A 16,908-nucleotide genomic window follows, 5' to 3' on the forward strand; every position below is an offset into this window, starting at 1 on the left:
TGAGGTCAGACCCCGGTGGTCGTGCGGATCCAGGAGCGGGCCGAAGCGACGCTGCCGTAGTTGTTGGTGCCGCGGATGTTCGAGCCGCTCTGGTTCTGGACCGTCGAGGCGACGCCGACCTGGACACCGTTGGAGACCTGGGGGCCGCCCGAGTCGCCCTTCCATGCCGAACCGTCGATGCCGACGCTCTGGATGGCCGGGCCGCCGTAGGCGTCGGTCGAGCTGCCGGTGACGCGGACGTTGGCCACCTTCAGCGCCGAGGCGGGCGGGCCGGTCGGGGTCTCACGGCCCCAGCCGTAGAGCTGGTTCGTGCTGCCGACCGACGGGTTCGAGCTGGCCAGCGCGATCGGCGTGACACCGGCGTCGGCGGCCAGGTGCAGCAGCGAGATGTCGGAGCCGGCGGGCGAGGACACCTTGCGGTCCACGGCGATCTCGCGGCCGCCCTGCAGCTGGTTGCTGCCGACGCGGACCCGCATGCCGGTGCCGTCGGAGTCGAGGCAGTGCTTGGCGGTCAGCACCCAGCGCTGGGCGATGACGCTGCCGGAGCAGTTGAAGCCGTCCCACTGACGGCCCGGGGTGTTGACGTAGACCTGGGCGCCCCAGCTCACGGTGGGGGCGGTGCCGCCGCCCACGATGTTGGGCTGGACCCCGGTCGGGGTGCCCGCGGAGGCGACCGCGCCGGCGGTCATGGTGAGGGCTGCGGCGGCGAGGGTGGCGGCGCCCAGTGTGCGAAGACGGCTCACGGTGCAGGAGTCCTTTCGAGCGTCATGAGGACGAAGAACCGAGTGAAGTGGAACTGGGACGGAAAGTAATCAACTGATTCACCCGCTAGGAACCAACGAAGGTCGGTTACGGCAGAAGACCCGACTTAGGTCGGTATACGTAGTGAAAGACGGACCGGATGGTGGGAATGGCCACTCGAAGGGTTGACTGGACCGCGCGTAAGGACGGGGCCTCGTAAGACTGTCGGTGGTGCCCCATAGGCTTGGCGACGTGGCTGACCCGACCACCTACCGTCCCTCGCCGGGGAGCATCCCGGACGCCCCCGGCGTGTACAAATTCCGTGACGCCACGAAGAGGGTCATCTATGTCGGCAAGGCGAAAAGCCTCCGCAGCAGGCTGAACTCCTACTTCGCCGACATCACCGGCCTGCACCCGCGCACGCGCCAGATGGTGACGACGGCGGCGAGCGTCGAGTGGACCGTGGTGAGCACCGAGGTCGAGGCGCTCCAGCTGGAGTACAACTGGATCAAGGAGTTCGACCCGCGGTTCAACGTCCGCTACCGCGACGACAAGAGCTATCCGGTCCTCGCCGTCACGATGAACGAGGAGTTCCCGCGCCTGCACGTCTACCGCGGCGCGCGCAAGAAGGGCGTCCGGTACTTCGGGCCGTACGCGCACGCTTGGGCGATCCGCGAGACCCTCGATCTGCTGCTCCGGGTCTTCCCGGCGCGCACCTGCTCGGCCGGGGTCTTCAAACGGCACGGCCAGATCGGCAGGCCCTGTCTGCTCGGCTACATCGGCAAATGCTCCGCGCCGTGCGTCGGGAAGGTGTCCGCTGACGAACACCGGGAGATTGTCAGCGACTTCTGTGATTTTCTTGCCGGCCGCACCGACGCGATGATCCGCCGCCTGGAACAGGAAATGGCGGCCGCGTCCGAAGAGCTGGAGTTCGAGCGCGCGGCCCGGCTGCGTGACGACCTCGGCGCGCTGCGGCGGGCGATGGAGAAGCAGGCCGTCGTGCTCGGCGACGGCACGGACGCCGACGTCGTCGCCTTCGCCCACGACGAACTCGAGGCCGCGGTCCAGGTCTTCCACGTGCGCGGCGGCCGTGTCCGCGGCCAGCGTGGCTGGGTGATCGACAAGGCCGAGGAGATGGACGTCAAGGACCTCGTCGACCACTTCCTCACGCAGTTCTACGGCGAACAGGCCGAACGCGCCGACGATCCCGACGGAGGCCCGCCGGTGCCGCGCGAGGTGCTCGTCCCCGAACTCCCCGCCGACGCCGAAGCGCTCGGCGAATGGCTTTCCGGGCTGCGTGGTTCGCGGGTGAGCCTGCGGGTGCCGCAGCGCGGCGACAAACGCGCGCTGGCGGAGACGGTGACCCGCAACGCGGGCGAGGCGTTCACCCAGCACAAACTGCGCCGGGCCGGTGACCTCACCGCGCGGTCGGCCGCGCTCGCGGAACTGCAGGACTACCTGGCGCTGGAGACGGCGCCGCTGCGCATCGAATGCGTCGACATCAGCCATATCCAGGGCAGTGACGTGGTCGCGTCGCTCGTGGTGTTCGAGGACGGCATCCCGCGTAAGTCCGAGTACCGGCGGTTCGCCCTGCGCGAGGCCGCGGAGGAAGGCGACGTCGCGTCGATCGCCGAGGTCGTCCGCCGCCGCTTTTACCGCTACCTCAAGGAGAACGCCGAAGGTGCGGTCGATCCGGACCGGCCGGGCATCGATCCGGAGACCGGCAAACCGCGCAAGTTCGCCTACGCGCCGAACCTGCTCGTCGTCGACGGCGCGGGGCCGCAGGCCACCGCGGCCGCGGACGTCCTTTCCGAACTGGGCGTCACCGACATCGCCGTGATCGGCCTGGCGAAGCGGCTGGAAGAGGTGTGGCTGCCCGGCGACCCCGATCCGGTGATCCTGCCGCGTACCTCCGACGCGCTGTACCTGCTGCAGCGGCTGCGCGACGAGGCACACCGCTTCGCCATCCGGTACCACCGGGAGAAGCGGTCCAAGCGGATGCAGGTGTCCGCATTGGACGGTGTGCCGGGACTGGGGCAGGCTCGTCGTACCGCGCTGATCAAGCATTTCGGCTCGGTGAAGAAACTCCGCGAAGCAAGGATCGAGGAGATCGAGGCGGTGCCCGGCTTCGGCAGGCGCACCGCGGAAGCGGTCGTCGCGGCGCTCGCAGGGGAGCCCGTGACGACGGGGGAGTCCGGTACGACGTGATCGGGGAAAGGACCATCGTGAGTGCGCAAGAAGAAGGCCGCGGTTCCGGCATGGAGGTCGCGGTCGTTTCCGGGCTGTCCGGGGCGGGCCGCAGTACCGCGGCGAAATGCCTGGAGGACCTGGGCTGGTTCGTGGTGGACAACCTGCCGCCCGAGCTGATCGCCACCATGGTCGAACTCGGCGCGCAGGCGCGGGGCGCGATCACCAAGGTGGCCGTCGTGATGGACGTGCGGTCCCGCGCGTTCACCGATGACCTGGCGTCGGTCATCAAGGACCTCGACGCCCGCGGCTACAAGCCCCGCGTGCTGTTCCTGGAGGCCACCGACGCGGTGCTGGTGCGCCGGTTCGAGGCCGTCCGCCGCGGGCACCCGATGCAGGGCGACGGCAGGCTCGCCGACGGCATCACCGCCGAGCGCACGCTGCTGGAGCCGCTGCGGGAAGAGGCCGACCTCGTCCTCGACACGTCGTCGCTTTCGGTGCACGACCTGCGCGCCAAGATCGAGGACGCGTTCGGCTCCGAGGCCAGTACGCAGACCCGCGTCACCGTGCTGTCCTTCGGCTACAAGTACGGCCTGCCGATGGACGCGGACCTGGTGATGGACGTCCGGTTCCTGCCGAACCCCTTCTGGATCCCCGAACTGCGCGACCACACCGGCCTCGAGGGCGAGGTCCGCAACTACGTGCTCAGCCAGGAAGGCGCGGACGAGTTCCTGGACCGCTACCACCAGCTGCTGCGCCTGATCGGCGCGGGCTACAAGCGCGAGGGCAAGCGGTACCTGACGCTGGCCGTCGGCTGCACGGGCGGAAAGCACCGCAGCGTGGCCATTTCCGAGGAACTCGCCCAGCGTCTGTCCAATGAGGACGGTATGGCCGTGAAGGTGGTGCACCGCGACCTTGGCCGCGAGTAGCGCACCGCGCGCGGTGGCACTGGGTGGCGGGCACGGCCTGCACGCCACCCTCACCGCGTTGCGCCGGGTGACCTCGCAGGTCACCGCCGTGGTCACCGTCGCCGACGACGGGGGCTCGTCCGGCAGGCTGCGCCGGGAACTCGGCCTGCTGCCGCCGGGTGACCTGCGGCAGGCCTTCGCCGCGTTCGCCGCCGAAGACGGCGGGACCTTGTGGGCGGAGGTGTTCCAGCACCGCTTCGGTGGTGACGGCGCGCTCGCCGGGCACGCGGTCGGGAACCTGTTGCTGGCCGGGCTGTTCGAGGTGCTCGGCGATCCGGTCGCCGCCCTCGACGAGGCGAGCAGGCTCATGGGCATCTCCGGCCGCGTCCTCCCGATGTCACCCGAACCGCTGGAAATCCAAGGTGAGGTTTCGGGTCTGGACGCGGAGAACCCCGAGGCGCTCAGGCGGATCCGCGGTCAGGTGGCGGTGGCGACCACCCCCGGACAGGTGCACCGGATCAGCCTGCATCCGACCGCGCAGGCCGACCGGCCGCCGCGAGGCTGCACGGAAGCGATCGAAGCGGTGCTCGGCGCGGACGTGGTGTTCCTCGGCCCCGGGTCGTGGTTCACCAGTGTGCTCCCGCATCTGCTGGTGCCGGACCTGCACGACGCGCTGGTCCGGACGAAGGCCACGAAGGTCGTCATCCTCAATCTGATCCCCCAACCGGGGGAGACGGCGGGTTTCTCCCCGGAGAAGCATCTGGACGTACTCTTCGAGCACGCCCCGGAATTGCGGGTGGACGCCGTCATCGCGGACCGGGACTCGGTGCCCTCACCAGCCCGCTTGCGGGACGCGGCCGGAAGACTCGGCGCGCGGGCGTTGCTGGGGGCGGTGGCTGACCCGGTCGTGACGGGGCGGCATGATCCTGATGCGCTCGCGGGCTGTATGCGAGACGCTCTGGAGTCTCACCGGGGGAGGAGCTGAAGGTATGGAGGGGCAGCGATGGCGATGACCGCCGCCGTGAAGGACGAGCTGAGCCGGCTGGAGATCACCAAGATCGGCCCGCGCCGCGCGGAGGTCGCGTCGATGCTGCGATTCGCGGGCGGGCTGCACATCGTGGCCGGCCGCGTCGTGGTGGAGGCCGAACTGGACACCGGTTCGGTGGCGAGGCGGCTGCGCAAGGAGATCCACGAACTGTACGGACACCAGTCCGACGTCCACGTCATCTCCTCCAGCGGGTTGCGCAAGGGGACGCGGTACGTCGTGCGGGTGGTCAAGGACGGCGAGGGCCTCGCCCGGCAGACCGGCCTGATCGATCAGCGTGGCCGCCCGGTGCGCGGGCTGCCCGCCGCCGTCGTGTCCGGTGGCGTCGCCGACGCGGAGGCCGCCTGGCGTGGGGCCTTCCTGGCGCACGGTTCGCTCACCGAACCCGGACGCTCGTCGTCACTCGAAGTCACCTGCCCCGGGCCCGAGGCCGCGCTGGCGCTCGTCGGCGCCGCCCGGCGGATGGGCATCCAGGCCAAATCGCGTGAAGTCCGTGGCGCGGACAGGGTCGTGGTGCGCGACGGCGACGCCATCGGTGCCCTGCTGACCCGGCTCGGCGCGCATACGAGCGTGCTCGCGTGGGAAGAGCGGCGGATGCGCCGCGAGGTGCGCGCCACCGCGAACCGGCTCGCGAACTTCGACGACGCCAACCTGCGGCGTTCGGCCCGCGCGGCTGTCGCGGCGGCGGCCAGGGTCGAGCGGGCACTGGACATCCTGGGCGAGTCCGCCCCGGAGCACCTGCTCGCCGCGGGCAAACTGCGGCTGTCGAACCGGCAGGCCTCCCTTGAGGAACTGGGCCAGCTGTCCGACCCGCAGATGACCAAGGACGCCGTCGCCGGCCGGATCCGCCGCCTGCTGGCGATGGCCGACAAGAAGGCGAAAGAACAGGGCATCCCGGACACCGAATCCGCCGTCACCCCGGACATGCTGGAAGAGGACGAGGCCTGACACCCCGCATTTAGTCCTCTGGATGCTTGTGCCTGCCGCATCCAGAGGACTAAATGCGGTGCGTGCCCCTCACTCTCGGGCGTTCCAGAACGCGATGTCGTCGCGGACGCTCACAACGTCTTCGTCGCCTTCGCCCAGCGTGGCGGTGACAACAGGCAGCAGCTCCTCGAACCGCCTGAGGGCCACGGCGACGTCTCCCGCCTTGGCGGTCCAGGTCGCGTGCCTCGCCTTGCAGCGCAAGGTGATCCGGTGGGTCTCACCGAGCTGCCGGGCTGCCCGGTAGGCCCAGGCCGCCCAGCGTTCCCGGTTCTCGACGGGAAGAGGAGAGGCCCGGCGCTCCAGGGCGTGCAAAGCGTCTTCGTGCAGACCGGCGAGCCAGAAGTACTCCGCTTCGTTTGCCGCGGCGTAACTTTGTTCGAGCGTCGGCTCGTCGTCCCCGGTCACCGGTGCCACCTCCGAGGCCGCCTCCGCCAGCCGCATGCGCAGGCGGGTGGCCACGTCGGGGAAGGTGAGGGACTCCTGGCCCGTCCACAGGACGGTTTCCTCGGCGAGCCCTGCCCGCGCCCGGCTCACGGAGGCGCCGAGTTCGGCGAGGACGTCGCGGACGTGCACCCGCCTGTCCGGGCCCCCGCTCGCCGCGCTCGCCTTGGTGAGGATCGAGATCGGGATGGGGCCGCGTACGGCGGCCAGCTGAAGCAGATCCAGCAGGATCGCCCTGGCGGGCAGCGGTGAAGCCGCCGCGCCGGTGGATTCGTCGGCCTCCGGCCACCGCTCTTCCTGGGTGACGCTGATGAGGGTGACCGTCGAATCGCCGAGCCGGACGACGTCGCGATGGGTCAGGACGGCGTTCAGCACGCGGCGCCCGTTGAGGAAGGTGCCGTTGGCGGAGTCGAGGTCGGTCAGCCACGCTGTGTCGCCGTCCCAGCGGATCTCGCAGTGGAGCCGGGAAACCCGCGAGTCGGTGAGGCGGAGCGCGGCCTTCCGGCTGCGGCCGAGGGTGACGAGCCCGTAGGACAGTTCGTGCTTGACCGGCGGCTGCCCGGGGACGTCGATGATCAGGGTGCCGGGCGTGAGCTTCGGTGACGTGGGCGAACCGTCGCGCGGTTGCCAGTGTTCCCCCCTAGGTTGCGGCTGGGCGAGCACCACCTTGGTCGGATACGGATTTGAACGATCACCCGAAACCCAGGTCTGCCCCGTGGCGTACATGTCGACGGTGACGGCGGCGGCCCTGAGGATGCTCCGTTCACGTGTCGCCAGCACCGTCTTGACCCACTCCAGCGCCGGATCGGCCGACAGGGTCCGGAGAAAGTCGCTCAGCCGGGCGCCGACGTCCGGGTCGAGGTCGTCGAGCCCGTCGACCGCGATCCGCACGTGGCCGTCCGTCCATTGTGGAGCGAGGGTGCGCAGGGGGCCGAGGAGGGCCAGATCGAAAGCGCTTGCGCGGCTGCGCGCGTCGTCGTCGAGCCCGCTCGAAAACCGCTCGCCCGCCTCGCCGAAACCGGGCACGGTGCGCCGCAACTGGCGGGCCAGTTCCCGCGCGAGCTGCTCCGCGGACTGGCCGCGGGTGGCGAACAGTACGGCGTGCAGGAACTCCGGTGGCACGTACGCACCGGCCACCGACGGCCGCGCCAGCGCGGCGAGCATGGTCGACTTCCCGGATCTCTCCGCGCCGGTGATCGCGACCAGGCGGGCCCCGGTGAGCAGGTGCCCGACGGTCTTCCCGAGCCGGGGGTCCGGCTCGTAGTCCTTGGTGAGCCGCTCGATCAGCGGGGCGGCGGGGTTGCCGGCCAGCGGCGAGCGGCGCCACGCGGGCGAGGAATTGAGCGCGATCCAGAGTCCCTGATCGGCCTCGGTCACCTCGCGGGTGCCGTCGAAACCCAGGTGTACCGCGGTCTGCAGGGGGCACAGCCCGGCGATGACCCGTTTGAGATCCGCGCAGCGGACGCGCTCGCCGAGGCTCTCGTGCCCCGACCGCAGCACGGTGACCAGCGAGCGGCTGAAGCAGCCGTTGGCCGCGACGCGGTCGTCGGACGCGGTGAGCAGATCGAACCGTTTCCCCGCCTCGCCGACGATCCGCAGCCAGCGCCTGCCCGCCTGCACCGCCCCGATGCCGGCGTGGCAGGTGTCGAGCAGGATCACCAGCCCGTCCAGCATCGAGTAGCGGCCGAGGAGTTCCTTGATCCGCTGCGCGAAAAGGAACGACTTCCGGCTGTCCACCGGCAGGCTGGTGTCCTTGGTGAGGAAGTAGAAATCGTCGTCGGCGTATTCGCCGTGCCCGACGAGTGAGAGGAAAAGCGTCGCTTCGTCCTCCGAAGCGCGCTCGAACGCCTCGGTCAGCGCGTCGTCGAGTTCGGCCATGGTGGGGTCGACGAGCAGTCCGCGGCCGTCCGCGAGAGCGGGGACGCAGCCGCCGATCCCGGGATCGAGCAAAGCCGAAGAGAGCTGCCTGCCCGCGTCCGGGAGGAAGGACAGCAGATTGAGCGCCTCACACTGCGACGCGACGACCAGCGACCTTCGCTCTCCCACGGAGATCACTTTGTCCCATCGGAGGGTCACCGGCAAGGGCATCCGCGATACTGTGCGCCATGGCCCGGATCGTTCTGGTGCACGGCATCGCCCAGGAACAGAAGTCCGCGGACACCCTCGAGGCGGAATGGCTGCCGAGCCTGGCGGGCGGGGTCCGCCTCGCCGGTGACGCCGCGCTGGCCGACACCCTGTGGCGCGACGCCAGGCCCGGCTCCGCGCGGATGGCCTTCTACGGTGACCTTTTCCTGAAGGACGGCCAGCAGGGCGGTGCGGACGAACTCACCGAAGACGAATGGGCGCTCGCCGGGGCACTGGCCGCGGAATGGCTCCGGAACGCGGCGATTTCGGCGTCCCGCGAGACGGACCGGAACCGGGCCCGGACCGAACTGGCTCTGCTCACCGGGGCACAGGGGGAAGAACAGGGCGTGCGGGCCGCCGTCCGTCCGGTGCTGAACGCGCTCGTGCGGCTGAAGCCCTTCGCGAGGCTCGGCGTGGCGTTCGCCGAACGCGTGGTGGTCAAGGCCCTCAAACAAGTGACGTTGTACCTCACCGACGAGACGATCCGGAACCGCGTCCAGGACCGCGTCGCCGAACACCTCGGCTCGGAAACCGAAGTCATCATCGGGCATTCGCTCGGTTCCGTCGTCGCCTATGAAGCCGCGCATCTGCACGGCCGCCCGTTGCCGCTGCTGCTCACCCTCGGTTCGCCGCTCGGCCTGCGCACGGTGGTCTACGAGCGGACCCGCCCGCAGCCGCCGTCCGTCCCGCCCGGCGTCGCGCGCTGGGTGAACCTCGCCGACCGCGACGACCTCGTCGCCGCACGCCCGGATCTCACGCCGTTGTTCCCGGGCGCGGACGGCGTGCTCGACAGCGGTTACACGGTCGACAACGGGGCGAAACCGCACGAGGCGGAGTTCTATCTCGCCAAGCGCCGCACCGGCGAGGTCGTCTCGGCCGCGCTGTCCGGCCGTTAACCTGCGGCGGGCAGGCGTAACGCGGCGGTTTCCGCGGCGACGACGGAAGGAAACAGCGTCCCTCGAAGCTCACTCCCGAGGTGATCTTCGAGCGAAGGGGACGGACATGCGGGTATCGGCGGAGGTCGGCACATGGCTCACCCGGCGCAGCAGCCGGGCGGGCGACTGGTGGCCGGCGGAACTGGTCGCCGCCAAACGCGGGACACGGGTTTCGGTGGTGATCCCGGCCCGCGACGAGGAGGAGACCGTCGGCGCGATCGTCGGCACCATCCGGCGAGAACTCGTCGAGCGGTTTCCCCTGGTGGACGAGATCCTGGTGGTGGACAGCCAGTCCACCGACGCCACCGCCGAGGTCGCGCGGGCGTCCGGGGCGGACGTCGTCGCGCAGGACGCGGTGTTCCCGGAGCTGGGAAGCCTGACAGGCAAAGGGGAAGCGCTCTGGAAGGGCGTCGCCGAAACCACCGGCGACCTCATCGTCTTCGTCGACGGCGATCTCCGCGACTTCAGCGCCGACTACGTGACCGGCCTGCTGGGGCCGCTGCTGACCGACCCGGCGATCGCCTACGTCAAGGGTTTCTACCACCGCCCGCTCGTCGGGCAGACGGGCACCGAACCCGACGGCGGTGGCCGGGTCACCGAACTCGTCGCCCGCCCGCTGCTCAACATGTACTGGCCGGAACTCGCCGGTTTCGTCCAGCCGCTCGCCGGTGAGTACGCCGGGCGGCGGGAGGTGCTCGAAGGCATCCCGTTCGTCACCCACTACGGCGTCGAAGTCGGCCATCTGATCGACCTGCTCGAACTGCACGGGCTCGACGCGCTCGCCCAGGTGGACCTCGGCCACCGGACCCACCGTCATCAGGGCACGCAGGCACTCGGCCGGATGGCCGCGCAGATCATGCTGACGCTGATGGACCGGCTGGAACGCGGTGGCCGGGTGATCTCCGCGGCGCCGCCGTCCACGTCGCTCGCGCAGTTCAGGCGCGGGGCCGGGGCTGGGATCGATCGGGAGCTGGTGCTCACCGACGTGGCGTTCACGCAGCGGCCGCCGCTGGAGAGCCTCTCGCCGGAGATCCGGCCGGAGAACTCATCCGCGCTGCGCAGGACCGCTTAGGCTCATCTCCTTCGCGGGCCGCCAGCCCGGCGGGCCGAACACGTATCCGAGCCTGTCCCGCCACGAAGCGGCCGCGCGGACGTCGCGCAGGATCGAGCCGTACTCGTGGAAGCCGACCTTGAGCAGGTTGTAGGACCCGACGTTCTTGGTCAGCCCGTAGGTCGGCCGTTTGCCCTCGGGCACGAAGCTGCCGAACATCCGGTCCCAGATGATCAGGATGCCGCCGTAGTTCGCGTCCAGGTACTCCTGGTCGCTGCCGTGGTGCACCCGATGGTGTGAAGGTGTGTTGAACACGTACTCGAACCAGCGTGGCAGCTTCCGGATCTTCTCGGTGTGCACGAAGAACTGGTAGACGAGGTCGATCGACAGGCCGGTGAGGATCATCCACGGCGGGATACCGGCGAAGGCCAGGATCGACCAGAACGGCAGCTGGAAATAGGGGGTCCATTTCTGCCGCAGCGCGGTGGAGAAGTTGTAGTGCTCACTCGAATGGTGCACCTGGTGACCCGCCCACATGAGCCGGACGCGATGACTGGCCCGGTGGTAGGCGTAGAAGACGAGTTCCTGGCCGAGCAGCATCAGCACCCAGGTCCACCAGTCGGCCGGGCTGAACTTCACCGGCGCCAGTTCGTAGAGCGCGGCGAACACGAACAGCATGGCGATGCGGAAGACGCCGTTGATCACGACCGCCACCGCGCCCATCGCCATGCTGGTCCGGGTGTCCTTGACGCTGTAGCCGATGACGTTGTCGTCGTGCCCCAGTACGTGCAGCGCGAGGATCTCGATCGCGACGAACAGCAAGAACACCGGGGTCGCCATCAGCACCGGGTCACTCAGATGGGCAAGGAAATCCGCCACCGCACCGCTCCCTTGTCTCGCCGTCGAGATCTGACCTTAAGGTAACTTACCCTAGGGTCATTTACCTCAGGGTAAGATAACCGCCGTGACAGAAGCAAGGGCCGTCGGCACGAAGGGCGTGCCCCGTGAAGAGCGGGAAACCCAGATCGTGCGCGCCGGTACGGAGGAGTTCGGCAGGAACGGGTACGCCGGGGCGTCGATGGTGGAGATCGCCCGCCGGGTCGGTGTCACGAAACCCTTGCTGTACCAGTACTTCGGCTCGAAGGACGGGCTCTACCTCGCGTGCCTGCACCGAGCGGGGGACAGGCTGACCGAAGGCGTCGCCGAGACGATGGCGCAGGAGAGCGAACCGCCGGAGCGGATGCCGCTGGCGGTGCTTTCGGCCATTTTCGAGACTTTCGACCACGATCGCTACGCGTGGAAGCTGCTCCGCGATCCGACAGTGCCCTCGACCGGCGAGATCGCCGGCGTCGCCGTCGACTACCGCTTCCGGCTCGACGGCTTCGCGCTGATCGGCGCCGCCCAGCTGATGCGCTCACGCGGCCTCGACGACGAACGTGACATCGAGGCGATCGCCCAGGTGTGGACCGGCGTGGTCGATTCGCTGATCAGCTGGTGGATCGACCAGCCCGATCAGGACGCCGCGGCGATGACCGAACGGTGCGCGCGGATCATGCGGAACCTGTTCGGTTGGTGAGTGCGGCCGCCGCGGCCTCGCCGTCGACGAAGGCGAGCGGCGGACGCTCGTCCAGCGGGAACCAGGCGTACTCGGAGTTCTCTTCCGACAGCACGATTTCCGCGTCCGGCGGGAGCGCGCAGGTGAAGGCGAACGCGATCGTCGTCAGGCCGGTGTCGCCGTAGACCGAGGAGTACGACCCGGTGAACCGGAGGTCCCGGAGTTCGCAACCGATCTCTTCGAGACCCTCGCGGACGAGGTTCTCTTCGGCGGTCTCGGCGCCGGAGAGGAAGCCGCCGACGGTGTCCCAGCAGCCCTTCCTGGGCTCATGCGCCCGGCGCAGCAACAGGATCCGGTCACCGTCGAGGACGAGACCGACCGTGGTCGGCAGCGGGTTGTCGTATTTGGTGAAGTCGCAGGCCGGGCATTCGACATGGGTGTCTTCGCCGTGCCCGGCGAGTCGTGTCCGGTCGCCGCAGCGAGGGCAGAACGTCCAGTCCTTCACCGGCCGAAGCCTAGCGGCCGGGCGCTGAACCCTCGTGAGTGGTAATGACGGTTCTAACCCTCATTACCACTCACGACCCCAGGATCACGCCGCTGTGAAGGCAGGGCGAGTCCCATGACTGTCCGCAAGGGATGGTTACCAACGGCTCTTTGTCCGATTGATGCCTACCTGTACGGTCCTGAAGGGGGTCGTGAGTGGTAAAGAGCGTTATTGAGGGGTAAGGCAAAGCTGTCGTGCCCCGGCGAGCGTCCGGACTGGCTGGCGGAAGCCGGGCCGCGGGCTCCGAGAGACACTCTTCTGAAGACAAGTGTCCGGCTTGGGTCGTTTGTGCGGTTTCGCGGGGTGGTCGTGAGTGGCAAGGAGCGTTAGAACGCTCTTTGCCACTCACGACCCCGTTCAGGAACGTGCCTTTAGGCATCAAACGGACGCCGAGTCGCCGAAAACTGTCCTTTGTGGACAGGACCCCGGTCTCGTGAGGGAGACCCACGCAGGTCGCCAAGTAGTGAAGGCCTCCTTTGCTACCTTGAGGGTAGGCAAGGGGACCTTCACGGCATCGAGTCGATCACGCCCCGTTTGCCTTACCTCTCAATAACCCTCATTGCCACTCACGACCCCAGGACCACGCCGCTGTGAAAGCAGGGCGTCCTGGAGGGGTCGTGAGTGGTAAAGAGCGTTATCGGCGAGTAAGGCAACCTTGGCGTGTTGCGTGCGCTATCTGCTCGTGCCGCGGTCTGATGTCTCCAATGTGGCATTGGGGGCGCTCAGCGTCTCCAATGCCACATTGGAGACATGTCCGGCTCCCGGAGTCTTCACCGAGGTGATCGGCAACAGCGGCTTCGGGAGAACGCGGAGTCGGGGGTGTCGGTCACGACAACTTTGCCTTACCCCTCAATAGAACGCTACTTATCACTCACGACGCCTTACCACGCCGCGAAGCACCCCCGCGCCGAAGCGCCAGGACCACGAAAACGCCACCCTGCCGGGAAAACCCGGACAGGGTGGCGTCCGTCCAGTTCACACTGGAAACGGCTGGGGTGCCCGGCGCCGCTCCGGACACCCCAACCGTGCTCAGGTCGCGGCTTTGGAGTTGCCGCGCAGTTTGACGTTGCCGGTCGAGGCGTTCTTGATCGCCGTCTCGATCTGCGCCATCGTCGAGGACGACGTCAGGCCCGGCACCGTCGCGGTGTTCAGCGCGTAGAGCGTGAACGTGTACGGATGGGTGGATCCGCCGGGGCAGGGGCCGAAGTACTTCTGCGCGTTCGCCCCGCTGCCCATGGCCTTCTGCTTGGCGCCGTTCTGGTTCGGCACGGTGTACCCCGCGCCCAGTCCTTCCGGCAGTGACGTCGCGGACGCCGGGATGTCCCAGATCGCCCAGTGCAGTTTGTTGCCGCTGTTGGCCACGTCGGCGAAGACGATCGCGTACCCCTTGGCGGCCGTGGTCCCGGCGCCCCAGGTCAGCGGCGGGGAGGTGTCCTGGCCCGCGGTGCCGTCACCGGCGCAGGTGTACTTGTCCGGAATGGACGCGTTGTCGGCGAACGCGGAGCTGGTCAGCTTGAACGCCCCCGGCTGGCTGCCGCCCGGGAACTTCAGGCGCACCACCACGTTGTCGATCGTGGTCGGCGTCCCACCGTTCTTGTCCGCGTTGGTCGAGGTGACCCACAGGCCGCCGTCCGGGGTCTTGGTGACCGAGCGGAGCCTGCCCCAGCGACCGGAGAACAGCGACTGCACCGAGCCGACGCCGGTCCCCGCCGCGTTGATCTGCGTGGCGAACAGCTGCTGGCTGGTGACGGCCGCGACGTAGATCCAGTCGTTGACGATCTCGATCCCGCTCGGCCCGCCGGAGCTGGTCGACCAGGTCTTCTTCGGTGCGATCGTGCCGCCGCAGCTGCCCGTGGTGCCTTCGCACTGGGGCCAGCCGAAGTTGCCGCCCTTCTGGATCAGGTTGAGCTCGTCCTGGGTGCCGTCACCGAATTCCGACGCCCACAGCTGGCCGCGGGAGTCCCACGCGAGACCCTGCGGATTGCGGTGTCCGTAGCTCCAGACGTACCGGGCGTTCCCGCCGGTGGAGAAGAACGGGTTGTCGCCGGGTGCCGACCCGTCGGCGTTGAGCCGCAGGATCTTCCCGTTGAGGGAACCCTTGTTCTGCGGGGTCTCCTTGTTCTGCCCGTCGCCGACGGTGGCGTACAGCTTGCCGTCCGGACCGAAACGCAGCCTTCCGCCGTTGTGGTAACGGTTCTTGGCGATCCCGGTGAGGACCGGCGTCGACGTCGAGGACAGCGTTCCGTTGTCGTAGGTCATCTTCACGATCCGGTTGTCGCCGGACGCCGTGTGGTACAGGTAGATCGCGTGATCGGTGGCGTAGTTCGGCGAGATCGCGATACCGAGCAGGCCGCCTTCGCCCGAGGTGCCGACCGCGCCGGGAACCTTGCCCACCGTGGTCTTCTGGCCCGACGGGGTGATCCGCAGGATCTCGAAGCGGTCGCGTTCGGTCGCCAGCGCCGTGCCGTCCGGCAGGAAGTCGACGGACCAGGCGAGGTCGACCTTGGCGATGTCCTTGTCGTACTCGGGGATCCCGCCGCCCGCGGCGCCGCTCGTCTTGGCGGTGAGCGCGTTGCTCGCCGCGGAGGTGTTCCCGTCCAGGTCCCGTGCCTTCACCGTGAACGTGTACGACGTGTTCGCCGTCAGCCCGGTGATGGTGGCTTCGAGCGAAGGCGTCGTCGCGACCTTCGTGGTGCCCTGATAGACGTCGTAGCCCGCGACGGTGCCGCTGTCATCGGTGGAAGCGTTCCACGCCAAGGAGACGCTGTTCGCGGTCACCGACGTCGAGCGCAGGTTCCCCGGCACGGTCGGTGGCGTGGTGTCCCCGCTGGGCGGCGTCGTGAACTGGACGACATTGCTTTGCTGCGAAGGGTTCCCGGCCGCGTCGAAGGCGCCGACCGAGATGTCGTAGGCGGTGTTCGGCGTCAGGTTGTCGACGGTCGCTGTGAGTGTGGTCCCGTCGACGGTCTTCAGGATGTTGCCGCCGCGCATGACCTCGTACCGGACCACGCCGACGTTGTCGGTCGCGGCTTCCCAGGTGAAGGTGGCGGAACGGGCCTTGACGTCCTTGACGGCCAGGTTCTTCGGCGGCGTCGGCGCTTCGGCGTCGGTCGTTCCACTCGCGGTGAGCTTGTCCGCGTTGGGGCCGCCGTTCGCGGTCGTCGCGGTGGTGCGGATCTTGTTGGCCCCCGCGGCCAGCGCGACGTCCTTCGTCACGGTCTTCCACGTCGTCCACGCGCCGGTGCCGGGGAAGGACAGCGTCCCGGCGGCGGTGCCGTTGACACTCAGCGAGACCGGCCTGTCGGTCGTGGTTCCGTTGGCATAGCGGAAGGTCAGTGTCTGGGTACCGGCCTGCGCCGCGTTCACGGTGTACTCGACGTAGCTGCCCACGACGTTGTCGAAGTTGACGAACCCGGTGCCGGAATAGCCCGCGTGGTTCGATTCGACGGCGCCCTGGGAGATCGTCGCCAGCTCGGACTCATGGTCTGTCGGTGCCGCGCCGGCGGGGAAGGCCGGCAGGACGGCGAGGGTCATCGCCGTTGCGGCGGCACACGTGAGAAGCGCGCGCCACGGTGGTCGGGGTGCCACTGGAGCCTCCATGCGTGAAGTGGGGTCGGGAGGTACAACGGCGGACCGGGCGAGCCCGGCGGGGAAGCGGAGTTTTAGTTAGGAAACTTTCCTATCTATGGTTCAGATCACACACCAGCTCGTGCTTTGTGTCAATAGCCCACCACCATCAACACGGAGCGTCACGCCAGAACGCATTTAGTCCTCTGGATGCGGTACTTGCACGCGCAAGCACCGCATCCAGAGGACTAAATGCGTTCTGGAAGAAGGAGGGGGGATCAGCCGGCGATGTCGGCCCGCGCGATCACCTTCGTGATCCTCGCGCGCACCAAGGACTCCTCGGGGACGGCGTTGCGCTTGCCGTAGGCCTCGGCCTTGTCCTCACCCATGTACCGGCCACCGAGCCTGGTCGCCCATTCGAGCATCTCGTCGTAGTCGTGGTGCAGTACCGCTTCGGCGGTGAACTGCACGTACGAGAACGGCGGCTTCTGGTCGTCGACGGCCAGCGAGATCCGGCCGTCGCGGCGGATCGCCTTGCCCTTGAGCGTGTCCGTCCCGGTGGTGAAGATCAGCTCGTCGCCGTCGGGGCCCTCGTTCAGCAGGAACCACACCGGCGTCACGATCGGCGCGCCGTTGGCCCGGACCAGGCCGAGCATGCCCGTACGGGTGCCCTCACTCGCGAACCGCCACCATTCGTCCCGACTCATTTCATGCATGGACCAGACGCTACCGCCGACAGCGGCGCCGGGCAGGCAGGTCACCCGTGCGGGGTTCAGGGGGTGACGACTAGCCTGGCCTGCTGTGCGAGACGACGAGCTGACCG

13 protein-coding genes are annotated in these 16,908 nt (G+C 68.6%); 7 read left to right on the forward strand and 6 right to left on the reverse strand.

Going from position 1 to position 16,908, the window contains the following annotated elements; all coding sequences use genetic code 11:
• Positions 1 to 5: 5 nt before the first annotated feature.
• Complete coding sequence (locus L324_RS38815) at positions 6 to 743, reverse strand: S1 family peptidase (protein WP_037320891.1); 738 nt, start codon at positions 741 to 743, stop codon at positions 6 to 8.
• A 250-nt stretch (positions 744 to 993) separates the two neighbouring features.
• Between L324_RS38815 and uvrC the strand changes: the two genes are divergently transcribed.
• The 4 genes from uvrC to whiA are packed head-to-tail and all read left to right on the forward strand — an operon-like array spanning position 994 to position 5,829.
• The gene (gene uvrC, locus L324_RS38820) at positions 994 to 2,949 is read left to right on the forward strand and encodes an excinuclease ABC subunit UvrC (RefSeq protein WP_081736610.1); all 1,956 of its coding nucleotides are present in this window, start codon (positions 994 to 996) and stop codon (positions 2,947 to 2,949) included.
• Positions 2,950 to 2,999: 50 nt separating this feature from the next.
• The gene (rapZ, locus tag L324_RS38825) at positions 3,000 to 3,857 is read left to right on the forward strand and encodes an RNase adapter RapZ (RefSeq protein ID WP_034311885.1); all 858 of its coding nucleotides are present in this window, start codon (positions 3,000 to 3,002) and stop codon (positions 3,855 to 3,857) included.
• Positions 3,844 to 4,821 carry a gluconeogenesis factor YvcK family protein gene (locus tag L324_RS38830; protein WP_037320895.1) on the forward strand — a complete coding sequence of 326 codons (978 nt, stop codon included), beginning with the start codon at positions 3,844 to 3,846 and terminating at the stop codon, positions 4,819 to 4,821. The genes rapZ and L324_RS38830 overlap by 14 nt, the downstream gene beginning before the upstream one ends.
• Before the next feature lie 18 nt (positions 4,822 to 4,839).
• A complete protein-coding gene (whiA, locus tag L324_RS38835) occupies positions 4,840 to 5,829 on the forward strand; it encodes a DNA-binding protein WhiA (protein ID WP_005152315.1) in 990 nt (329 codons plus the stop codon).
• A 69-nt stretch (positions 5,830 to 5,898) separates the two neighbouring features.
• Here the strand turns inward: whiA and L324_RS38840 are convergent, their stop codons facing one another.
• Positions 5,899 to 8,355, reverse strand: a complete 2,457-nt coding sequence (locus L324_RS38840) for an FHA domain-containing protein (RefSeq protein ID WP_235783774.1) — start codon at positions 8,353 to 8,355, stop codon at positions 5,899 to 5,901.
• A 59-nt stretch (positions 8,356 to 8,414) separates the two neighbouring features.
• On the opposite strand from L324_RS38840, the gene L324_RS38845 reads away from it, so the two are divergent.
• The gene (locus L324_RS38845) at positions 8,415 to 9,329 is read left to right on the forward strand and encodes an alpha/beta hydrolase family protein (protein ID WP_037320898.1); all 915 of its coding nucleotides are present in this window, start codon (positions 8,415 to 8,417) and stop codon (positions 9,327 to 9,329) included.
• A 106-nt stretch (positions 9,330 to 9,435) separates the two neighbouring features.
• Complete coding sequence (locus L324_RS38850; protein WP_037320901.1) at positions 9,436 to 10,440, forward strand: glucosyl-3-phosphoglycerate synthase; 1,005 nt, start codon at positions 9,436 to 9,438, stop codon at positions 10,438 to 10,440.
• Here L324_RS38850 and L324_RS38855 read toward each other — a convergent pair.
• Positions 10,414 to 11,298: a sterol desaturase family protein gene (locus L324_RS38855; protein WP_037320903.1), complete on the reverse strand. Its 885-nt coding sequence runs from the start codon at positions 11,296 to 11,298 to the stop codon at positions 10,414 to 10,416. The two genes, L324_RS38850 and L324_RS38855, sit on opposite strands and share 27 nt — an antisense overlap.
• A gap of 85 nt (positions 11,299 to 11,383) precedes the next feature.
• On the opposite strand from L324_RS38855, the gene L324_RS38860 reads away from it, so the two are divergent.
• Entirely contained in the window at positions 11,384 to 11,995 is a 612-nt protein-coding gene (locus L324_RS38860; protein WP_235783775.1) for a TetR/AcrR family transcriptional regulator, read from the forward strand.
• On the opposite strand, the gene L324_RS38865 is transcribed toward L324_RS38860, so the two are convergent.
• From L324_RS38865 to L324_RS38875, 3 genes are all read right to left on the reverse strand, one after another.
• A complete protein-coding gene (locus tag L324_RS38865) occupies positions 11,970 to 12,479 on the reverse strand; it encodes an NUDIX domain-containing protein (protein ID WP_037320908.1) in 510 nt (169 codons plus the stop codon). The two genes, L324_RS38860 and L324_RS38865, sit on opposite strands and share 26 nt — an antisense overlap.
• A 1,068-nt stretch (positions 12,480 to 13,547) precedes the next feature.
• Entirely contained in the window at positions 13,548 to 16,052 is a 2,505-nt protein-coding gene (locus L324_RS38870) for a PQQ-dependent sugar dehydrogenase (protein WP_152547134.1), read from the reverse strand.
• 311 nt (positions 16,053 to 16,363) lie between these two features.
• Complete coding sequence (locus tag L324_RS38875) at positions 16,364 to 16,801, reverse strand: PPOX class F420-dependent oxidoreductase (protein WP_037321166.1); 438 nt, start codon at positions 16,799 to 16,801, stop codon at positions 16,364 to 16,366.
• Between the last annotated feature and the right edge of the window lie 107 nt (positions 16,802 to 16,908).

The organism is Amycolatopsis orientalis DSM 40040 = KCTC 9412 (assembly GCF_000478275.1).
Classification (GTDB): domain Bacteria; phylum Actinomycetota; class Actinomycetes; order Mycobacteriales; family Pseudonocardiaceae; genus Amycolatopsis; species Amycolatopsis orientalis.

Excerpts from the sequence above, each read along its gene's own strand:
- L324_RS38850 (WP_037320901.1), top strand. The coding sequence starts at position 9,436 with ATGCGGGTATCGGCGGAGGTCGGCACATGGCTCACCCGGCGCAGCAGC.
- whiA (WP_005152315.1), top strand. The coding sequence starts at position 4,840 with ATGGCGATGACCGCCGCCGTGAAGGACGAGCTGAGCCGGCTGGAGATC.
- rapZ (WP_034311885.1), top strand. The coding sequence starts at position 3,000 with ATGGAGGTCGCGGTCGTTTCCGGGCTGTCCGGGGCGGGCCGCAGTACC.
- L324_RS38870 (WP_152547134.1), bottom strand. The coding sequence starts at position 16,052 with ATGACCCTCGCCGTCCTGCCGGCCTTCCCCGCCGGCGCGGCACCGACA.
- L324_RS38875 (WP_037321166.1), bottom strand. The coding sequence starts at position 16,801 with ATGCATGAAATGAGTCGGGACGAATGGTGGCGGTTCGCGAGTGAGGGC.
- L324_RS38845 (WP_037320898.1), top strand. The coding sequence starts at position 8,415 with ATGGCCCGGATCGTTCTGGTGCACGGCATCGCCCAGGAACAGAAGTCC.